Origin of the sequence: Clostridium peptidivorans, from assembly GCF_900205925.1 — a bacterium.
In the GTDB taxonomy this organism is placed as follows: Bacteria; Bacillota; Clostridia; order Clostridiales; family Clostridiaceae; genus Clostridium_AK; species Clostridium_AK peptidivorans.
Genome location: NZ_OAOD01000007.1, coordinates 1 through 20,935 on the forward strand (window position 1 = coordinate 1; position 20,935 = coordinate 20,935).

A 20,935-nucleotide genomic window follows, 5' to 3' on the forward strand; every position below is an offset into this window, starting at 1 on the left:
TCTTGTGTAAATATCTTATTACTCATTAAACCCACCCATTTCTTTATTTACTCTATTATAGATAAAATACCCTACCGGGTAGACTTTTTTCAAGTGTCTATCCGATAGGGTACATTTTACTTAAACATATCAAATGGTCTGTTTACTTCTTCCATTATAATAGGATTATTAATCTCTCTAACCATTCCGCAATACTTATAGAAGTTATAAACTGTACTAAGTATTCTGTTTATTGTTTTACCTGTAGGTTTACTTTCCGCATAAATACTAACTACGTTATCGGTAGCGTTAGGCTCTCTAAGGTACTCTATAAATTCTCCTATAATGTTAGGTGTTACTTCATCATATTGATAATGCTCTCTATTCAAGAACTCCCAATATGTCTTTAAATCTGTTCCATTAGCCTTTATAGTGTTAAATGCTCTATCTTTTTGTCTAAGGTGTTTCAAGTAGTCATATACTGGTTTAACTAATCTTATATTATTGTCTAACAACACAATAATATCTTTTTCTTTATATCTTATCGTGTGTAATTCCACTTCTTTTGTTCCTCCATACTTACTTTATATGTCTAACAAGTTTATACTATCATTTTACCACTTATACCTAACCTGTATCAATGATAATATCACCTTATAAATATCTATATTAAGTATGGTACTTCACTCTAACATACACTCTTTATCTATACTCTCTTATCCCCTATAATACTGCTATTCTATATTGTTATTTACTATCTATACTATGATCACTAAAGATAACATAGTAATCCTTCCCTTCAGTATAATAATTATTGTTATTATACCATATTAAGGATTATTTTATAATATTTTCAGAAATAACAGTTTACAATAAATGTATTGACCCCAGGGGTCAATACATTTATTGTAAACCTAATCCTGATATTCTTATTTATATGCTTGACAACTAACTATTATAATCTAATAATATTAATTATTAGATATAATTTTTAGATTAAATTATTTATTGCTTATATAACATAATTCAAGAAAGATGGTGCTTTATTATGGATAAATTATTATTTGGAATATCTGGTTTACCTATAGGCGAAGAAGGTATGAAGTTTAATTATAAAACTGGTATAGAATATTTAAAAAATATAGGACTTGATGCAATGGAACTTCCTTTTGTGCGTTCTGTAAATATCACAGAAAAAAATAAAGATGAGGTTTTAAACTCAAAGCTTTTAAATGATTTTTATCTTTCTGCTCATGGATCTTATTACGTAAATTTAAATGCTGATGAAGATGAGAAACAAGAAAAGTCTATAGAAAGAATAATAAAAGGTGCTGAGGCACTTTTAAAAGTACAGGGAAGAAGCTTAGTATTTCATCCTGGATTTTATTTAAAGGATAGCAAAGAAGAAACCTTTAATACCATTAAGGAAAATTTATTAAAACTTCCTGACATTGGAGTAGATTATAGACTTGAAACCACTGGTAAAGGTACTCAATTTGGAAGCCTTGAGGAAAATGTAGCCCTTTGCAAAGAAGTTAAAACCTGTAAGCCTTGCATTGACTTTTCTCATTTACATGCAAGATATAATGGCAGTTTAAAAACTTATGATGATTTTGCAAAAGTACTTCAACACATAAAAAATGAGCTTGGCTACGAAGCCTTAGAAGATATGCATATACATATATCAGGCATAAACTATGGAGAAAAAGGCGAAAAAAATCACCTTCCTTTTTTAGAAAGTGATTTTAAATTTGAAGAATGTTTAAAAGCCTTTAAAACTTTTGATATTAAAGGCTGTGTAATTTGCGAAAGCCCTATGCTTGAAAAGGACGCGCTGCTTCTTAAGAATTTTTATGAGAGTCTTTAGTAAAAGTACGACATTTTTAATATTTATAAATTTAAAATACTAAGAGGTCCTCTTTGAGAACCTCTTAGCATTTTTTTACTACTTTGCTTTATTTAATACTTTATCATAACAATAAAATGGTTTTTCTTTTCCTAGAAAACTCATTTCTCCAATAAGCTTATATCCGCATTTTACAAATAGTGAATTCATCTTTTTATTCATTGAGTAAGTATCTGTTTTTAAATATTTTATATTCTTCTTTAAAGCTAGGCTATCAGCAAAAGTCATTAGTTCTGTTCCAACCCCACTTCTTCTGTAGGATGGATTCACTGCCATTCTATGGACAACTACAGTCTCTTCATTTAATGACCAATTTAGTTCATTGTATTCAATGGGTTCTGTTTTATTTATGCATATAAATCCAAGCAGTATACTATCTTTTTCAGCTACAAATAAATCGCCACTTTCAATATCCTTCATAAAGTCTTTTTCTTTAGGATAATTTTTATCCCATTGATAATTCCCATAAGAATGCATTTCAACTATAGTTTCCTTTAAAATCTCCATAATTTTTTTTAAATCTTCCAAACATGCTTTTCTTATCATAAATAATCACTCCTAGAAATTTTTTATTTCTTTCCAGTCATTTTCAATATTTTTTCTCATCTTTTTTACTAATTGATACATTGATTCTTTTTCTTCTTCAGTAAAATTGCTAAAACAAATTTCAATATTTCTATTCTCTTCTTGTATAACAAGTGTATATATTTCTAAGCCCTTTTCTTCTGGATATAATCTCCACATTCTTTTATCAATATCATCTCTATTTTTATTTATATAACCTGCCGCAATTAGTTTTTGTATAGCTTTTGTTGTTGTCGTTTTATCTACTTTCAAAAGATTTGATAAATCAACTTGATTAATTCCAGGATTTTCACATACTCTCGTTAAAAATATATATTGTCCCTTTTGTAAATTTAATTCTTTAAACTTTATATCGCTCATAGAATTAATACAACGAGAAACCGTTCCTATTTCCCTTAAAACATAACTATTAAGATTTTTTATTACTCTTCACCTCCTATAATTATAGTTGAAAGTTCAACTATAATTATAATAACAAAAGGTAGTTGAACTTTCAACTACCCTTTGAATCTTATTTTTATTAAATATTTTAAACAACAATAAAAATCCGTAAATATCTCTAATGATTACATTCTATTCTACATTTCCCATTAGCTTCTTTAAATTCTTCGCTGCTTCTGCTATGTTCAGCTTTCCAAGTATTGCAGATATAACAGCAACTCCATCTATATCAGCTGGCTTTAACTTTTCTATATTATTTTCGCTTATTCCTCCAATTGCTACCACAGGAATATTTAAGCTTTTCTTTATATTTGAAAGTTCTTCTATGGTTACACTATCTGCATCATCCTTTGTAGTAGTTGGGAATACTGCTCCAACCCCTACGTAATCTGCTCCGTCTTCTTGTGCTTTTAGCGCTTCCTCTACATTAGATGTTGAAATTCCTATAATTTTTTCCGAGCCTATTATATTTCTTACTATGCTGCAAGGCAAATCGCTTTGTCCAACATGGACACCGTCAGCATCTACAGCTAACGCAATGTCAACTCTATCGTTTATTATTAGAGGAACACCATACTTTCTACATACTTCCTTTACTTTTAAAGCTTCTTTATAAAAATCTAAAGAATCTACATCTTTTTCTCTTATCTGTACTAATGTTGTTCCACCTAATATTGCTTCCTCTACAGCTTTATCTAAAGGCTTATCTTTTATGAAACTTCTATCTGTTACAAGATACAAAGTATAATTTACGTTTTTCTTATTCATAATTATTCTCCTTACTTTTCAGTTATCTTTGCATATTCGTGAATTATCTCAGGAGTAATAGTTGAAACGCTGTCAATTATAGCTGCTCTAAAGCTTCCAGTTCCCAAATCTTTGTCCATTACAGCCTTATATGCTCTTTCTCCGCTTACACCCATAGTTAACACTCCAAGTACTGCTCCTAAATGCTTATCTTCTCTAGTTCCTAAAAATGTACCTATAAGAGAAGAGCACATGCATCCCGTTCCCGTAACTTGTGATAACATAGGATGTCCATTACGTATTAAGTATGTCTTATCATCATAGCTTATAGAATCCACTTTTCCTGTTATAGCTATTACAGAATTTAATTTTTTAGATAATTCTTCTCCAAGTTTCTTTCTTCCTTCTATTTCATCTTTTTCTTCTATATCTACATCTACACCCCTAGTCTTTGAGCTTAATCCTGCTAAAACTTTTATTTCTGAAAGATTTCCTCGTATGACATCAAAGCATATATTTTCTAGTAAAAGTTTTGCAGTTTTTGTTCTAAGGCTAGTTGCCCCAACACCTACAGGGTCAAGTATTATGGGAATATTCAGCTCATTTGCTTTTTTTCCTGCAAGTATCATAGAATTTATAGTTCTGCTGTTTAATGTACCAATATTTATCACAAGTGCTGAAGCAATAGATACCATTTCCTCCACTTCTGCTTCATCATCTGCCATTACAGGACTTCCCCCTAGCGCAAGTACTATGTTTGCACAATCGTTTACTGTAACGTAATTTGTTATATGATGTATAAGAGGTGTCTTTTCTTTAACTTGTAAAAGAATATGTTTAAGTTCCTCATAAATTTCCATAATAGTTCCCTCCCGATTTATATATAGATCTCTATACCTATAGAATTCCAGCTTTTTTATACAATGTATAAAAATGATTAGTAGGACCTACACCATGTCCAATGTCTAATGAGTGCTTAATTGCTTCTGTAATATATTCCTTAGCTCCCTTTATTGATTCTATCAAGGAATAACCTAGTGCTAAATTAGCACATATGGCAGAAGATAAAGTACATCCTGTTCCGTGAGTATTTTTAGTATGTATTCTTTCTCCTTCAAAATAATGAAATTCTTTTCCATCATATAATATATCCACTGCATCATTTGCTAGATGTCCTCCCTTTAAAAGTACATTAGGAGCTCCTATTAAATGAATTATCCTTGCTGCCATTTCCATTTGTTCTCTTGTTTCTATGGTGGTTAATGTTTCCGCTTCTTTTAACAACTCGCTATATTCATCGTTATCCTTATACATGTGTTTATAAGTTTCTATTATATCCAAAGCCTCAGGTATATTAGGAGTTATAATAGAGCTTAAAGGTATAAGATTTTCTATAAGTGATTTTTTAGATTCAGGTCTTAATAAATCAAATCCGCTTTTTGAAATCATTACAGGATCTAAAACCACATTTTTAGGTTTATATTCATTTAATTTTTTACTAATTGCATCTATAGTTTCTATTTTTGAAACCATTCCTATTTTTACTCCATCCACTTCTATATCCTTAAATATTGCATCTATTTGAGCCTCTATAATTGAAGAGGATAAATCTTCTACTGCCCAAACACCTTGAGTATTTTGAGCCGTAATAGCAGTTATAACACTCATTCCAAAGGTTCCATTCGCAGAAAATGTCTTTAAATCAGCCTGAATACCTGCTCCTCCTGAGCTGTCAGAACCTGCTATAGTTAATACTTTTTTCATTTCTAAAACCTCCTCGTTTGATTGCTAGTTAATATTTTTTTAATCAATTTTTTAAATTTAGTTTTATTGTTTATAAACCATATGTATTATGTTTCTCTTTGATATAATAGTCAGTACTACATAAGCTATTAACGCTCCGCCTACACTGCTTATAGAAAAAGGTATTACATAAAATAATGCTGCAACATCTTTCCCAAGTATTAATTTAGAAATTGGATAGCAAAGAAGTGCTCCAATTACCCCTGTACCTATAACTTCTCCTAAAAAAGCATATATGATTTTTTTACCTTTTCTATAAAATAGCACCGCTAAAAATGCTCCTATCATACTTCCGGGAAAAGCCATTATAGAACCTGTTCCTAAAATATTTCTTATAACTGATATACAAAAGGCAATACCTACTCCTATGTAGGAATTAAACATTACTGCAGAAAGCACATTAATTAGATGTTGTATTGGAAAACATCTTGAAGTTCCTATAGGAATATAAATTAAATTTGAAAGTAAAACTCCCATAGCTATAAGTAGTGCTGAAAAAGTTAATTTTTTTGTACTCATAAAATCACTCCTAAGTTTAAATAATATGAAATATTAAAAATATCCAGCAGAAAATTAGAAGTATTTTAAAAGCAGTACGTCTTAATTTTAATTTTTCTACAATGTAAAAATTAAAAGGCACAAACTCCTACGAAGTTTATGCCTTAAATATCAAAACAATATCTACATCTAACTCCCTACGCCGGCATTATCCAGATCAGGTTAAAGGGTCTAAGAATGGGATTCTTACTCTCAGCTGGCCATTACCAACTCCCCTGTGTGATTACCTATATTATTAATTTTCATTAACATCATACTATATATAAAAAATTAAGTCAATTAATCTCTATAAAGTTCCTATAAAATTCAAACTAAGATTGACACATAGAAATAAAATATTTGTGAAACTCAAGATTTTCTGTAAGTTCAGGATGGAAAGATGTTACAAGGATATTATTTTGTTTAGCTGCTACTATGTTCCCTTTTAACTCATGAAGAACTTCTACATCCTCTCCCACACTAACAATAAAAGGTGCTCTAATGAACACAAGAGGAATAGACTTATCTGATACGCACTTAACAATATCTTCAGTGCTAAAACTATCTATTTGCCTTCCATATGCATTCCTTCTAACTTTTATATCCATTACAGAAAGATGAGTTGTGCTATCACTTTCAATTTCTTTTGCTAGTAATATCATACCTGCACAAGTTCCCCATACTGGTAATCCTGATAGTACCTTGTCTCTAAGCGTAGTAAGCATTCCTGTTTCTCTTAAAATTTTACCAATAGCAGTACTTTCTCCTCCTGGTAGAATTAGTCCACTGATATCTTTAATATCCTTTAAAGTTTTAACTTCTACTGCATCAAAGCCTAGCGCATTTATGCTTTTTATATGCTCTATAACTCCACCTTGAAGTGATAAAACTCCTATCTTCATCTTACCAGCCTCTTTCTGCATATCTATTAGTTAAATCTCTTAAATCTATTCCACTCATTGGCTCACCTAATTCTTCTGAAACCTCAGCAAGTGCCTTAGGATCATTATAATGAGTAGTTGCAAGTACTATTGCCTTTGCTCGCTTCTCTGGATTACCTGATTTAAATATCCCAGAACCAACAAAAACGCCTTCTGAGCCAAGCTGCATCATAAGAGCAGCATCTGCTGGTGTTGCAACTCCACCTGCTGCAAAATTTACCACTGGAAGCTTACCTTCCTTCCAAACAAATTTTATTAATTCGTATGGAGCTGACAATTCCTTTGCAATTGTCATAAGCTCTTGTTCTGAAGCATTTTTTATTTTTCTTATTTCATCCATCATGCATCTCATGTGCCTTACAGCTTCAACAACATTTCCTGTACCAGCTTCTCCCTTTGTTCTAATCATAGAAGCTCCCTCACCTATTCTTCTTAAAGCTTCTCCAAGATTTTTAGCACCACATACAAAGGGAACTTTAAAATCCCATTTATTTATATGATAAGCTTCATCTGCAGGAGTTAAAACTTCACTTTCATCAATATAATCAATTTCCAAAGCTTGAAGTATTTGAGCTTCTACAAAATGACCTATTCTAACTTTTGCCATAACCGGTATTGAAACCGCTGATTTTATTTCTTTAATCATTTTAGGATCCGACATTCTAGCAACCCCACCTTGCTTCCTTATATCGGAAGGTACTCTTTCAAGGGCCATAACAGCACAAGCCCCAGCCTTTTCCGCTATTTCAGCTTCCTTTGGATTGACAACATCCATAATTACTCCGCCCTTTAACATTTGAGCAAGGTTTTTGTTTAATTCGTAATTGTTCATAAAAATATTCCCCCAATAAAATCTAAATTTTCTTACATCCATATTATAAAACAATAATGTATTAGTACAAAATGTACCGATACAAATCGTACCGGTACATTTTATTTGTTAATTTATAATTTGTATTGTAGGAAAATTTAATACTTTATTTATTACCCTAGAAATGTCCTCACTTGTAACTTCACTTAAAATTTCAGGCATTTTATATATAATATCATTAGATCCATACATTATTTCATTACAAGCTAAATCTTTAGCTAATTGCACTGATTTTTCTGACCTCAATGCTCTTTTAAGTTCAATACTTCTTATAATCTTTTTAATTAATTGATCATTAAAAACCCCAGTATCTTGTTTAATTTTTTCTACAGAGCTATCTATAAGTCCTAACGATTTTTTAATATTTTCTTCCGATGTTCCCATAGAAATTTTAAATAGCTTTATTCCATTTTCTTCTTTTATGGTACTTTCAATTTCGTAAGCTAGTCCATTTTGGGTTCTAATTGTATCATATAAAATACTGGAGGTTCCTTCTCCAAAGTAGTTATTAAATACCTTCAAACAACCAAGTTCCTTTAGTGATAAATTATGTATTGGATAAGCATATTGTATTTTCGCCCCACCTATACCTTCTTTCAGCTTCACAAATATGCCAGAGTTGTTATTTTCGTAAAGATATTTATCCTCCAAAGTATCTACCTTAATGCTTTTTAAATCACTGATATTCTCTTGTACTTTAGAGTTGTTAAAGCACTTTTCAACTATATTTATAGCCTGATCCTTTGAAGATCCTGTAACTACAGTTACCACCATATTAGATGGTATATAATATTTATTATAAAACTCCTTTAATTCATTCAATGTAATTTTAGATATACTTTCATGAGTTCCTATTATTAAATTTTTTATTCTTCTCTGATGAAAAGCATTATACAGTAATTCATCTTCGCAAAATTGATATAAGTCCTCTGACCATTCATTAAGTTCTTGCTTAATTATATCCATTTCCTCTTTAAATCCATTTTCGGGAAAAGTAGGCTTTAAAACTATATCAGAAAAAAGCTCTAGACCCTTTTCAAAATCTTCATTTAAAAGGCTACCATAATAAACTACATAGGGATAATTTGTCATAGCATTTTGAAATCCAAACAATTCATCGCATAGCTGATTTATTTCTAGCTCATTCTTATTTACAGTTCCTTTAAACACCATGTGCTCTACAGCATGAGCTGTACCTAGTGGAAACCCCTTCTCTCTTATAGCTCCTGCATCTACGCCTATACAAAAGGATGTTATATTTCCCGGAACGTATTTATATATAACTTTTAATCCATTTTTTAAAAATTCCTTTATCAAATTACACACTCCCTGTAGACCCAAACCCATTTGCCATTCTGTCAGAATCATTTACTTCATCTACTTCAATAACTTTAACTTTTAGCACAGGTTTTATTACCATTTGAGCAATTCTCATGCCCTTTTCTACTTTGAAATCACCTTTTCCATGGTTTATAAGTATTACTCCTATCTCTCCTCTATAACCTTCATCCACAGTTCCTGGTGAATTAAGAACAGTAATAGAATTTTTAAGTGCTAATCCGCTTCTTGGTCTAACTTGTGCCTCCGTGTCCTTTGGAAGTTCTATTATTATACCTGTTTTTATCAAAGCTGTCTCATTAGGTTTTATTACTCTTTCCTCCACTGAACAAAGATCCATTCCTGCATCACTTTCATGAGCGTACCTTGGAAGTATTGCATCCTTATGTATTCTTTTTATTTTAAGCTCCATTTATTATTCCTCCTGTATTCAGATAAATTTTCACCATTTAAACTCATATTTCTTACTACCCTTACATCTATTTTATATACTAAGTGGTTATTTAACAATACTATTATTCCATTTGCGTTTTTTGTCGTATGTGCTATAATATTATTGAAATGTTATATCCGAGTATTTTACTTGGAAATCAGTGAAGAGGTGAAATTAATGAATCAGGTAGGATATGTTACAAGTGTTAAGGGGAATGCAGCTAATGTAATGTTTAAAAGAATGTCTGGATGTGGAGATAACTGTGCATCTTGTGGAGGTAGTTGTGAAGTACCACCTATGCTTTTAGAAGTGGAAAATACAGCATCTGCAAAACCTGGAGATTCTGTAGAAGTACTTATGGAAGACAATACTTTTTTTAAGTTTACTTTCTTTGCCTATGTACTACCTCTTATATTTATGCTAACAGGAATTGGCGTTGGACATGTATTTTTCAAAGATGATCTTATTTCAATATTTATGGGATTTGGCTTTTTAGCAGTATCCTATGGAATACTTAGACTAGTTAATAACCATCATGTAAAAAATAATAAGCCTTCAGTATCTATGATAAAAATACTATCAGAAGAAGAGCTTGCAAGAATAGAGCTTTTAAGAAAGCAAGAGAGCTTTTAAGGAAATTGCGTCGCAATTTCCTTTTATTTTTCCTATCTCACTCTTTATTAATCACTTAATACCATTCTTTAATTAAGCCATTTTACCAAGCTTCAATTCCCCTAATACCTTTGTAATTTCTTTCAAACTTTTATCCATACTTATTTCCACAGCTCCGGTTATAGCTCCCTCCACTAAAGCTGTATCTATTATCTTAACTTTCTCCTTCTTATCTTCTGACAGAAACTCCAGTGCCATTTCTGCATTCATTAATGCACTTCCAAGATCAAATAATATTACAACCCCATCCTCTGAATATGTCTTATTTATTCCTTCTAATATAATATCTATATCTGTTCCAATACCCTCATCTTTAGTTCCCCCTGCTGCTGCTATGGATACCTCTGGAGCCATTTGTAGTGCCAGTTCTTTAACCCCTTCAGCAATTTTTTTACTGTGAGATATTATAACCATCCCTACCATATTAAACACCCCTCTTTTTAGTTAATATTCAATGGTTAGAAATTAATAGTTAAATTTAGAAATTCTGCATAAGCAGAATTTCTTCACCAAGTATTAAACGCTAAGTATTAAGCATTAACTATATATTTGTATATTTCATTTATCATTAAATAACTTGAAGTTGCTCCTGGGTCTTGATGCCCTATGCTTCTTTCTCCTAAATATGCTGCTCTTCCCTTAGTTGCAATTATAGTTTTTGTGTATTCCACGCCTTTAAGCGCTTCATCTTTCATATTTTCTAAAGCTTCTTTATCACTTAAGTCATCATCCTTTGATTTTATAAGAGCGTTTAATGCAGGTTCTATGGTATCTATCATAGTCTTTTCTCCTACCTTAGACTTTCCTCTAAACTTAATGCCTTCTAATGCAGCTTTTAATATATTTATAAAATCATAGATATCCATATACTCTTTATCTATAGCCATTGAAGCTCTCATAAATGCAGTACCATATAAGGGACCTGATGCTCCACCTACATTTGAGACCAGTATCATACCTGTCATTTTTAAAATCTCCGATATGCTTTCAGTATTTGTTTCATTTAATTTTTTGGTCACTGCCTTAAAACCCTTAGACATGTTTATACCATGGTCTGCATCACCAATATTTGCATCAAGCTCTGTTAAAAACTCTTTATTTTCTTCTATTACTTTACCTATATTTTTTATAATTTCTTTAACTTCATTTAGCCCTATTTTCAAAATATCACCCCATTTGTTATTTAAAGGCTAATGTATCCACTGGAGCATCTAAAAGATGTTTAAGTTCGCTATCAAGTTTTAAAAGTGTAATTGAACATCCTGCCATTTCTAATGATGTCATAAACTCTCCAACATAGGTCTTATATATATTTATTCCCTTTTCGTTTAATATTTTATTAGCTCTATTATTTACTATATATAATTCCATAAGCGGTGTTGATCCAAGGCCATTTATCATCACTGCAACTTCTTCCCCTGAAGAAATTTTTAAATCTTGAAGTATTTTATCAAGTAACTTTTCTGTTATTTCATCAGAGCTTTTCAAAGTTTCCCTATAAATACCTGGCTCACCATGTATTCCAATTCCTACTTCCATTTCATCATCCTTTAATGTAAATGTAGGTTTTTTAGCTTCAGGAACTATACAAGATGTAAGTGCAACTCCCATGCTTCCCAAATTTTTTATAACTTTTTCTGCAATATTTTTTACTTCCTCAAGACTTGCTCCTTCTTCTGCTTTTGCTCCTGCTATTTTATGCACTAATACTGTTCCTGCAATTCCTCTTCTTCCTATAGTATAGGTGCTATTTTCTACTGCTACGTCATCATCTACTATAACACTTTCAACCTTAATGCCTTCCATCTCTGCCATATCTTTTGCCATTTCAAAATTCATTACATCCCCACTATAGTTTTTTATTATAAGTAAAACTCCCCTATCTGACTTTACAGCCTTTATAGCTTCATAGACCTTATCTGGTGTTGGTGATGTAAATACTGAACCACATACAGCTGCATCCAACATTCCATATCCTACATATCCCGCATGAGCTGGTTCGTGTCCACTTCCACCACCACTTACTAAGGAAACCTTTTCATTATCAATTGTACCATATCTTATTATAATATTTTCTTCATTTAGCCTTTTAATATTTCCTGAATGAGCAGCTAGCATTCCGCTTATCATTTCTTCTACGACCTGCTCTGAATTATTTATTAATTTTTTCATACTTTCCCTCCCATATTCTAAAAATAATCTTATTGATGATTTTGTATTATGAAATTTCACCATCATAATAGAATATCCTTTATTTCTACTATGTATTACTAAAATTTTATAATATATATCTGTAACATTTTATTTTTATTGCTACTATACTATACATTGAAAACAAATTATATGAATTTAAATTAAAATTTTTTTAATTTAAATTTTTAATTAGCTTGACATTTTCCCTAATTTAACTTTATTATACTCTTGTAATTTTTTAAATAAGTAACATACTAATAGTAAGTATAATTTTTATATGTTTAATTCAGAATATTTTTAATTATATAAATTTGTAAAAAAACCTTATATTCTTTCTGAATATGTTATATAATTCATAATCGAACTATAAATTTATTAAAGTAAAGGGGGTTATTTATTTGGACATTAATTTAATTGGTGTACCACTATTTTATGGCTGCGATAAAAAAGGCGTAGAATTTGGTCCTAAAAAATTAAGAGAAAAAAATATAGCATCTGTATTAAACAAATATCATAACGTATACGATTTAGGCGATTTATATGTGCCGCAGGTATTAGAAGCTGCAAAGTTTGAACATCATCCTAAAATGAAATATTTAAGACCTATTATCGAAGTAAATACTAATCTTGCACATCAGGTATATGCATCTTTAAGTTCCGGAAGTTTCCCCCTTGTTATTGGTGGTGACCATTCATTAGGACTTGGAAGCATATCAGGAGTTAGTAAATACTATAAAAATTTTGGTGTTATATGGGTAGATGCCCATGGAGATATAAATTCTTTTTTAACTTCTCCTACAGGTAATATTCATGGAATGCCTCTTGCAGCTGCCATGGGAGAAGGTTTTGATGAACTAACTAATTTGTATTTTCATGGAACAAAAGTTAAACCTGAAAATGTATTTATAATTGGTGCAAGAGATTTAGATAAAGGTGAATGTGAGCTTATTGAAAAGCTAAACTTAAATGTATATTCTACTTCTAGAGTTCATGAAGATGATATTAACTCCATAATCAAGGATATTTTAACTAAATTAAAAGCACAAAATGTAGAAAATGTTCATTTAAGCTTTGATATAGATTGTATTGATTCTTTACTTGTACCTGGGACAGGTACTCCAGTTGTAGATGGCATGACCATAGGTGAAGCTAAAACCGTATTAAAATGTCTTGGAGAAAGTAAATTAATAAAATCAATGGATTTTGTAGAATTAAATCCAGAACTTGATAAAGACGATGCTACTGCAGATTTAAGTGTAGATTTATTAAGCTGGGCATTTAAATATATTAGATAATAATTCACAATTAATAGATAATAATTAGAGTAAGTTTGCCAGGGGTAAATTTATTCTAATTATTATCTATTAATATTTAACAAAATTACTTGCTTAAAAATTTAAGCTAATTATATTAAAATATTCTTATTTTTTATTTAAGTAATTATTAGCACCCTCATATAAATAGCTTCCCAGTACTGCACCGCCATCTATATTTCCTATGGATTTATCTCCATAAAATGCTGCTCTGCCATGTACTGATTTCATAGTTTTTGTATTTATGGCTCCAAACTTTGCTGCTTCATAGGCTTTGTTAAATGATTCTTTTAAGTGTTCTTCTAAATCTTTGCTTTTCTCTAAAGCATCTAAAGCTGGAAAAAGAGAATCTAATATAGTTTTATTACCTCTTTTAGATTTGCCCCTCTCCATCATTCCATTTAATGCTGCATTATTTGCTTCTATTATATCTTGCAACTCAATTTCTTTTTTCCCTTTTAATACTTTTCCACCTTTAATCATTCCAGTAGCAACTAAAGTTCCAAGGGTTGACGGAGCTTCATCAGCCATAATCATTCCAGCCTTCATAATTAACATCCCGATGTCTTCTATGTTTAAATTATCTAAAGACTCTACAATCTTGTTAAAACCAAAGCTCATGGTTATGCCTAAATCTCCATCTCCCATTACTCCATCTAGCTCTATAAGATATATCTTATTTAAATCCACTACATCTCTTATAGATTTAAAGATACCCTTTATATCATTGGCATTTAATTTATCCATAATGGAACCTCCTTAAATATTAACCTTGCTGAAAAAATGGCGAATATGCAGGAGCATCTAATAATTTCTTTAATTCATCATCTAATTTTAGTATGGATATAGACATACCTGCCATTTCCATAGAACTTGCAAATTCCCCTATATATGGTCTATGAATATTTATTCCTCTACCCTTTAGAATTTCATAAACTTTTCTATATATTATATATAACTCTTCCTTAGGAGTTGCCCCAAGTCCATTAACTAAAACTGAAACCTCATCCCCAGCTTTTAATTCAATATCTTCTGCAACTTTATCTATTATTAAAGTAGCTATTTCATCTGCAGTCATCATTTTAGTTCTATTTATTCCTGGTTCACCATGTATGCCCATGCCTATTTCCATCTCATCTTCTGCAATAGAAAAAGTAGGTTTCCCTGCCTCTGGAACAATACATGGAGTCAAAGCTACACCTAAAGTTCTTGTATTTTCTATAGCTTTATCTGCTGCAGCCTTAACTTCTTGTAAGCTTGCCATTTCCTCAGCCTTAGCACCTGCTATTTTATAAGCATAAAAAAGTCCTGCAACTCCTCTTCTTCTATTTTCTTCTCCCTTTGGAGCTGAAGCCACATCATCACAAACAATAGACTGACAAACCTTTATCTCTTCCATTTCAGCCATTTCCTGAGACATTTCAAAATTCATAGTGTCCCCACCATAGTTCCCATAAAGGCATAAAACTCCATTACCTTTATTAGCAGCCTCTATAACATTTAACATTTTTTGAGCACTAGGAGATGCAAATACGTTACCTACTGCCACTCCATCTAAAAGTCCCCTTCCCACATATCCTAAAAATACTGGTAAGTGCCCTGAGCCTCCTCCAGTCACTATTCCTACCTTACCATCTTTAACCTTATCATTTCTAACTAAGCACCTTAAATCTCCATTTACAGCCTTTAAATCCTCACCATGTGCACAAAGTATTCCCTCTATAGTTTCATCCACAAAATTCTTAGCTTCATTTATTATTTTCTTCATATAACATCTCACCCCTTAGTTACTTTTTACTTATAATCATATGACAGCAGCTATCCCCATGAGATAATAGTTCTGGGAATTCTAATTTAAGATCTGGGAAACAACTTACTATTCCAAAGTCTCCATAGCTAGCTAATTTGCAAAGTGTTTTTATTTCTTCTGGTGAACATCCAAGTTTTTTCCAAGCTTCTACAAGTGCACAATGCCTAAACTTTAATTCTCCTACTTCCTCTTCACTTTTTACTCTTTCCATAGCAAAAGCATAAAATCCTTGTCCTTCTGAAATCTTATCTATAAGTTCTCCTGCATTTTTTGCATCGGCCATTTTTTTGCCCTTCATTTTGCCAAACTCTGTTATAGCATCATAAGCCATTTTTTCAGTATCTATGCCTTGCTTTTCTCCAGCTTTAAGTAAAAGATAAAACCAAGTAGCTCTATCCTGTATAGCTAATCTTACAGCCTCAGTTAATTCACTTTGTGTATATATTTTTTCTTCCATAATAAAACCCCTCTTTCACTTTTTAAATTTTGCTTTAATATATAAATTTTTAGCTAACATGTGGCTTCCCCTAAGTACGCTTGTCTTACCATGTCGCTATTTAATAAATTCTCTGCAGTGTCTGATAGTGCTATCTTTCCGGTTTCAAGTACATAACCTCTATCTGCTATCATAAGTGCCATTCTTGCGTTTTGTTCAACTAACAAAATAGTTGTACCCATTTTATTTATTTCTTTTATTAGCTCAAATATATTTTGAACTATTATAGGTGCTAGCCCTAAGGAAGGTTCATCTAGAAGAAGTAGCTGTGGCTTTGCCATCATGGCTCTTCCTATAGCAAGCATTTGCTGTTCTCCACCGGATAAGGTTCCAGCTATTTGCTTTATTCTTTCCTTTAATCTTGGAAAAAGAGTAAATACCTTTTCAAGTTCTTCTTTTTCCTCTTCTTTAGTTCTTATAAAACTACCCATTTCAAGGTTTTCTAAAACAGTCATTCTGGGAAAAACTTGTCTGCCTTCTGGCGACATACTAATTCCCATTTTTACTATGTGGTTTGTATTTTTAGTTGTTATATTTTCATTTTTAAATTGAATTATTCCCTTAGTAGGTTTAATTAAGCCACATATTGTTTTCATGATAGTTGTCTTTCCAGCTCCGTTGCTTCCTATTAAAGTTACTATTTCTCCCTTTTCTATCTCTAGGTTAATCCCCTTTACAGCCTTTATATTTCCATAACTTACATGTACATCCCTAAGTTCTAAAATGGGCATATTTAAACCCCCTTTCCTAGGTAAGCTTCTATCACCTTTTCATTACATTGAATATCCTTTGGAAATCCTTCAGCAATTTTTCTCCCATGATCTATAACGTAAATTCTTTCACATATATTCATAACAAGCTTCATATCATGTTCAATTAACAGCACTGTATTTCCCAATTCTTTAAGCCTTCTTATAAATTTTTTTAACTCTTCAGTTTCATTTTCATTCATCCCTGCGGCTGGTTCATCTAAAAGCAAAATTCCCGGATTGCTAGCCAGTGCCCTTGCTATTTCAAGCTTTCTTTGCTCTCCATAGGGTAAATTTTTAGAGAGCTCCTCACTTTTCTCTTTTAAATCAACCATTTCTAGTATTTCTAAAGCTTTTTTTACATTTTCTTTTTCTTCTATCTTATGTCTCTTAGTTTTTAGCACAGCATCAAAAGTATTACTTTTGCATCTGCTATGAATACCAACAAGTACATTTTCTATCACAGTCATTTTTCCAAACAACCTTATATTTTGAAAAGTTCTTGCAAGTCCGCATTTAGTAATTATATAAGGTTTTAATCCTGTTATATCATTCCCCTCATAAATAACTTTTCCAGTAGTTGGAGTATACATTCCTGTAAGAAGATTAAATAACGTAGTCTTTCCTGCTCCATTAGGGCCTATGAGCCCTACTATTTCATTATGGTCTATATACATGTCCACTTCTTCTACTGCAATTAATCCACCAAATCTTTTAGTTATATCATTAACTTCTAATTTATGCATTCTTCCCTACCTCCTCTGTTTTACCATCTTTATTGGAGGCTAACCTTTTTAATATCTTAGAAAAGTTTACATTCCCGAACAACCCTTGAGGTCTTACAAGCATCATGAAAACTAGAACTATTCCATAAATCACCATTCTGTATTCTTGAACACTTCTAAGCATTTCAGGTATAGATACTAGTACTAAAGCACCTATTATGCTTCCCGGTATACTTCCCATTCCCCCGAGGATAACCATACTAAGTATTTGAATTGATTCATCAAAAGTGAAACTTTGTGGATCAATAAAAGTTACATAATGAGCATAAAAACTTCCCGCAAGTCCAGCGAAGAAAGCTGATATTGTAAAGGCTAAAAGTTTATATTTAAATATATTTATCCCCATAGCCTCTGCTGCTATATCATCTTCTCTAATAGCTATCATTGCTCTACCTGTCCTTGAATTTATGATATTTTTAATAGCAAATATAGTAATTAATATTAAAACCACAACTAAGTAATAATATCCCCTATCTTTTTCTATGGTAAATCCGAATATTTTAGGAGTTGGTATCCCTGGAAGTCCTAAAGGGCCACGAGTTAAACTCATCCAATTTAACTCTATAATTCTTGCAATTTCACAAAATCCTAGGGTTACTATTGAAAGATAGGAACCTTGAAGTTTCAATGTAGGAGATCCTAGTAAAATTCCAAATATAGCTGCCATGATTCCTCCACAAGTTGCTGTTATTAAAAATGAGTAGCCAAACTTTAAAGAAAGTAGTGCGGAGGTATATGCCCCTATTCCATAAAAAGCAGCATGTCCTAGAGAAACCTGTCCTGTAAACCCAGTAAGTAAATTTAAACTAAGGGTTAGTACCATATATATTCCACCTAATATAAGTATTCTCATAATATAGGAAGAAAGATTAAGCATCGGCACCGAAACTACTAATAACATAAATAAAATAACAAAAACTTTTTTATATTTAAAAATACGTTCTACAATTTTTCCCAAAGTAGATTTCACATTTCTCACCTACACTTTCTTTGGAGCCTGTTTGCCCATTAATCCTGTTGGTCTTATGATAAGAACTATTATAAGAATTGCAAAAGCTATAGCATCTCTATATCCTGCATGAACGTAAGCCGCTGCCAATGTTTCAATAACTCCAATTATGATACCGCCAAGCATTGCCCCAGGAAGCACTCCTATTCCTCCTAAAACTGCTGCTGCAAAGGCTTTCATCCCTACCATAAATCCCATCATAGGATCCACTGTTTGATAGTACATTCCAACCATTGTTCCAGCCACCGATGCAAGAGCTGAACCTATAAAAAATGTTAAAGATATGATCATATTTACGTTGATTCCCATAAGCATTGAAGTTTCAGCATTTTGAGCAGTTGCCCTCATAGCCTTACCTATCTTGGTCCTATTTACAACGAACTGTAAACCAAGCATTAAAAATATACAAATGCAAAATATTATTATCTGAAGGTAGGTGAGTTTTGCATTTCCTAAATTTATTCCTCCTAAATCTAAAATCAAAGGAAAATTCTTTGTTTCAGAGCCCCATATCATCATGATGAAATTTTGTAAAAATATAGATACACCTATAGTACTTATTAACGCCGTAACCTTTGGTGCATCTTTCTTTCTTAGAGGATATAGTGCTATTTTATCAATTACTATTCCAAGTATTCCTGTAAGAAGTATACTTAGTGCAAAACTTAGGAAGAAATTCATGTGGGCTGAAGTTAAAAGCATTAAAGTTATAAATGCACCTGTCATATAAACAGAACCATGGGAAAAGTTAACTAATTCAAGTATTCCAAACACCATTGTGTATCCTATTGCAACTAGTGCATAGGTACTTCCTATTGTAAGTCCATTGATTAATTGTTGAAGTATCATCTACACTCCCCCATCACTTAGTGATAGTTAATAGTGAATAGTTAACACTGAATATTTAATAGTAAATAATTCCTATAGAAAGTCAGCAGAGCTGACTTTCATCTTAACCTGTTAAGTATTAACTATTAACCATTAACTGTTATTTTTTAGTGTTAACTAAATTAAACTTACCATCCTTTATTTGTAAAAGTACCATGGTTTTTACAACATCTCTATTTTCATTAAAGTTTGTAACACCAGTGATTCCATCATAGTCTTTTATATTTTGAAGAGCATCTCTTAATTTTGCTTTATCCGATCCTGATACTTTTAAAGCTTCTGCAATCATTCCTAGTGAGTCGTATGCTTGTGCTGCAAACTGATCTGCATCTACTCCATAAGTATTTTTAAACTTTGTTAAGAAGTTTTTAACTTTTTCACTTGGATCCCCTGGGAAGAAATTACTTGTAAGATACATGCCTTCCACTGATTTTCCTGCAAGCTTTATAAGCTGTTCGTTATTTAATGAACTTGTTCCAATCATTTGTATATCATAATTAAGCTGTTTTATTTGTTGAGTTATCATACCTGCTTCTGAATACATAGCTGCTAAAAATAATATATCTGGATTTGTTCCTCTAATCTTAGTTATAGTAGGTGTAAAGTCCTTTGTTTGTCCTCCTATAAATGTTTCTTCTGCAACTATTTTGCCACCGAACTTTTCAACTCCTTGCTTAAAGTAATCCTTTGCAGTAATTCCCCAGTCATTGTTTATATATATTATTGCCACATTCTTTTTACCTAAGAATTTTACAGCATATTCCGCAGCAATAGGGCCCTCAATTTCTTGGGTATTAACATTTCTAAACATGTATGTTCCTTGCTTAGTAAACTGAGGATGTGAAGATGTAGGGGATAGCTGAACTATTCCAGCCTTTTGATATATTGGTGCTCCTGCTAAGCATGCAGTACTTGCAAAATTACCTACAACAGCTAAATAGTCCTTGTTAGAAGTTATCTTTTGAGCAATATTTGCAGCTTCTTTAGGATCATTCTTATCATCTAACATTTCAAGTTTAATTTTTACTCCGTTAACTCCTCCTGCATCATTAATCTCCTTAGCTTTCATCTCAGTACCTCTTTTAAAGGCTTCTCCGTACTGTGCATAGTCCCCTGTCATCGGACCTACTACAGCTATCTTATACTCTGCTCCCTTGGACTCTTGTTTTGATCCCTGCCCCTTATTTCCTCCACATCCAGTAAGCACTGCTAATGTTATAATCGTCACTGCTGCTGTAATAGCTAATACTCTCTTAGATCCTTTCATAAATACACCCACTTCTCCTTATTAATTTTTTCATATAAATGTAGTTAAATATAAAAAACATTTATTTCTTATCTTTTCCGAGCACCCCCTAAATATAAAAAACCCCATTTAAAAAATAATATGAGGCTTCATTTAACTTTATGATTACTACATTAGAATCATAATTTTAAAA

At 31.7% G+C, this 20,935-nt stretch carries 25 protein-coding genes and 1 riboswitch; of the genes, 3 read left to right on the forward strand and 22 right to left on the reverse strand.

All coding sequences use genetic code 11. From position 1 onward, the window contains the following. Positions 1–116 precede the first annotated feature (116 nt). Entirely contained in the window at positions 117–539 is a 423-nt protein-coding gene (locus CRN98_RS07515; RefSeq protein WP_097026814.1) for a site-specific integrase, read from the reverse strand. 488 nt (positions 540–1,027) lie between these two features. Between CRN98_RS07515 and CRN98_RS07520 the strand changes: the two genes are divergently transcribed. Then, positions 1,028–1,846, forward strand: a complete 819-nt coding sequence (locus tag CRN98_RS07520) for a TIM barrel protein (RefSeq protein ID WP_097026815.1) — start codon at positions 1,028–1,030, stop codon at positions 1,844–1,846. A gap of 78 nt (positions 1,847–1,924) precedes the next feature. Here CRN98_RS07520 and CRN98_RS07525 read toward each other — a convergent pair whose 3' ends face one another. The 10 genes from CRN98_RS07525 to dut all read right to left on the reverse strand — a co-directional run bounded on the left by CRN98_RS07525 (position 1,925) and on the right by dut (position 9,560). Beyond that, entirely contained in the window at positions 1,925–2,431 is a 507-nt protein-coding gene (locus CRN98_RS07525; RefSeq protein WP_097026816.1) for a GNAT family N-acetyltransferase, read from the reverse strand. A gap of 12 nt (positions 2,432–2,443) precedes the next feature. Beyond that, positions 2,444–2,830 (reverse strand): MarR family winged helix-turn-helix transcriptional regulator, encoded by a 387-nt coding sequence (locus CRN98_RS07530; RefSeq protein WP_097026817.1) that lies wholly within the window; start codon positions 2,828–2,830, stop codon positions 2,444–2,446. Positions 2,831–3,043: 213 nt separating this feature from the next. Then, a complete protein-coding gene (gene thiE, locus CRN98_RS07535) occupies positions 3,044–3,679 on the reverse strand; it encodes a thiamine phosphate synthase (protein WP_097026818.1) in 636 nt (211 codons plus the stop codon). An 11-nt stretch (positions 3,680–3,690) separates the two neighbouring features. Next, positions 3,691–4,518 carry a hydroxyethylthiazole kinase gene (gene thiM / locus CRN98_RS07540; protein WP_097026819.1) on the reverse strand — a complete coding sequence of 276 codons (828 nt, stop codon included), beginning with the start codon at positions 4,516–4,518 and terminating at the stop codon, positions 3,691–3,693. A gap of 37 nt (positions 4,519–4,555) precedes the next feature. Then, a complete protein-coding gene (thiD, locus tag CRN98_RS07545; RefSeq protein WP_097026820.1) occupies positions 4,556–5,422 on the reverse strand; it encodes a bifunctional hydroxymethylpyrimidine kinase/phosphomethylpyrimidine kinase in 867 nt (288 codons plus the stop codon). Positions 5,423–5,485: 63 nt separating this feature from the next. Further along, a complete protein-coding gene (gene thiW, locus CRN98_RS07550; protein WP_097026821.1) occupies positions 5,486–5,980 on the reverse strand; it encodes an energy coupling factor transporter S component ThiW in 495 nt (164 codons plus the stop codon). Positions 5,981–6,136: 156 nt separating this feature from the next. After that, positions 6,137–6,246, reverse strand: a riboswitch (TPP riboswitch). Between the two features lie 84 nt (positions 6,247–6,330). Next, the gene (gene pdxT, locus CRN98_RS07555) at positions 6,331–6,900 is read right to left on the reverse strand and encodes a pyridoxal 5'-phosphate synthase glutaminase subunit PdxT (protein ID WP_097026822.1); all 570 of its coding nucleotides are present in this window, start codon (positions 6,898–6,900) and stop codon (positions 6,331–6,333) included. Between the two features lies 1 nt (position 6,901). Next, positions 6,902–7,771 carry a pyridoxal 5'-phosphate synthase lyase subunit PdxS gene (gene pdxS, locus CRN98_RS07560; protein ID WP_097026823.1) on the reverse strand — a complete coding sequence of 290 codons (870 nt, stop codon included), beginning with the start codon at positions 7,769–7,771 and terminating at the stop codon, positions 6,902–6,904. Positions 7,772–7,879: 108 nt separating this feature from the next. After that, positions 7,880–9,127, reverse strand: coding sequence for a M16 family metallopeptidase (locus tag CRN98_RS07565; RefSeq protein WP_097026824.1), 1,248 nt, complete (start codon positions 9,125–9,127; stop codon positions 7,880–7,882). A gap of 1 nt (position 9,128) precedes the next feature. Continuing rightward, a complete protein-coding gene (dut, locus tag CRN98_RS07570; RefSeq protein WP_097026825.1) occupies positions 9,129–9,560 on the reverse strand; it encodes a dUTP diphosphatase in 432 nt (143 codons plus the stop codon). A gap of 198 nt (positions 9,561–9,758) precedes the next feature. On the opposite strand from dut, the gene CRN98_RS17705 reads away from it, so the two are divergent. After that, the gene (locus tag CRN98_RS17705; protein WP_179632023.1) at positions 9,759–10,214 is read left to right on the forward strand and encodes a SoxR reducing system RseC family protein; all 456 of its coding nucleotides are present in this window, start codon (positions 9,759–9,761) and stop codon (positions 10,212–10,214) included. Positions 10,215–10,286: 72 nt separating this feature from the next. Here CRN98_RS17705 and dhaM read toward each other — a convergent pair whose 3' ends face one another. The 3 genes from dhaM to dhaK all read right to left on the reverse strand — a co-directional run bounded on the left by dhaM (position 10,287) and on the right by dhaK (position 12,425). Continuing rightward, on the reverse strand, positions 10,287–10,676 hold the full coding sequence (gene dhaM / locus CRN98_RS07580; RefSeq protein ID WP_097026827.1) for a dihydroxyacetone kinase phosphoryl donor subunit DhaM: 390 nt from the start codon (positions 10,674–10,676) through the stop codon (positions 10,287–10,289). A gap of 107 nt (positions 10,677–10,783) precedes the next feature. Next, complete coding sequence (dhaL, locus tag CRN98_RS07585; protein WP_097026828.1) at positions 10,784–11,416, reverse strand: dihydroxyacetone kinase subunit DhaL; 633 nt, start codon at positions 11,414–11,416, stop codon at positions 10,784–10,786. 16 nt (positions 11,417–11,432) lie between these two features. Next, the gene (gene dhaK / locus CRN98_RS07590; RefSeq protein WP_097026829.1) at positions 11,433–12,425 is read right to left on the reverse strand and encodes a dihydroxyacetone kinase subunit DhaK; all 993 of its coding nucleotides are present in this window, start codon (positions 12,423–12,425) and stop codon (positions 11,433–11,435) included. 419 nt (positions 12,426–12,844) lie between these two features. Between dhaK and rocF the strand changes: the two genes are divergently transcribed. Further along, the gene (rocF, locus tag CRN98_RS07595; protein WP_097026830.1) at positions 12,845–13,741 is read left to right on the forward strand and encodes an arginase; all 897 of its coding nucleotides are present in this window, start codon (positions 12,845–12,847) and stop codon (positions 13,739–13,741) included. A gap of 126 nt (positions 13,742–13,867) precedes the next feature. Here the strand turns inward: rocF and CRN98_RS07600 are convergent, their stop codons facing one another. From CRN98_RS07600 to CRN98_RS07635, 8 genes are all read right to left on the reverse strand, one after another. Continuing rightward, positions 13,868–14,506 (reverse strand): dihydroxyacetone kinase subunit L, encoded by a 639-nt coding sequence (locus CRN98_RS07600; protein ID WP_097026831.1) that lies wholly within the window; start codon positions 14,504–14,506, stop codon positions 13,868–13,870. 19 nt (positions 14,507–14,525) lie between these two features. Next, the gene (locus tag CRN98_RS07605) at positions 14,526–15,527 is read right to left on the reverse strand and encodes a dihydroxyacetone kinase subunit DhaK (protein ID WP_097026832.1); all 1,002 of its coding nucleotides are present in this window, start codon (positions 15,525–15,527) and stop codon (positions 14,526–14,528) included. Positions 15,528–15,546: 19 nt separating this feature from the next. Beyond that, positions 15,547–16,026, reverse strand: a complete 480-nt coding sequence (locus tag CRN98_RS07610; RefSeq protein ID WP_097026833.1) for an L-2-amino-thiazoline-4-carboxylic acid hydrolase — start codon at positions 16,024–16,026, stop codon at positions 15,547–15,549. A 53-nt stretch (positions 16,027–16,079) separates the two neighbouring features. Then, on the reverse strand, positions 16,080–16,790 hold the full coding sequence (locus tag CRN98_RS07615; RefSeq protein WP_179632041.1) for an ABC transporter ATP-binding protein: 711 nt from the start codon (positions 16,788–16,790) through the stop codon (positions 16,080–16,082). Between the two features lie 8 nt (positions 16,791–16,798). Further along, entirely contained in the window at positions 16,799–17,560 is a 762-nt protein-coding gene (locus tag CRN98_RS07620) for an ABC transporter ATP-binding protein (RefSeq protein ID WP_097026835.1), read from the reverse strand. Next, on the reverse strand, positions 17,553–18,578 hold the full coding sequence (locus CRN98_RS07625) for a branched-chain amino acid ABC transporter permease (RefSeq protein ID WP_242960860.1): 1,026 nt from the start codon (positions 18,576–18,578) through the stop codon (positions 17,553–17,555). The genes CRN98_RS07620 and CRN98_RS07625 overlap by 8 nt, the downstream gene beginning before the upstream one ends. Beyond that, on the reverse strand, positions 18,579–19,457 hold the full coding sequence (locus tag CRN98_RS07630) for a branched-chain amino acid ABC transporter permease (protein ID WP_097026836.1): 879 nt from the start codon (positions 19,455–19,457) through the stop codon (positions 18,579–18,581). 139 nt (positions 19,458–19,596) lie between these two features. Beyond that, positions 19,597–20,763 (reverse strand): ABC transporter substrate-binding protein, encoded by a 1,167-nt coding sequence (locus tag CRN98_RS07635; protein ID WP_097026837.1) that lies wholly within the window; start codon positions 20,761–20,763, stop codon positions 19,597–19,599. Positions 20,764–20,935: the final 172 nt, after the last annotated feature.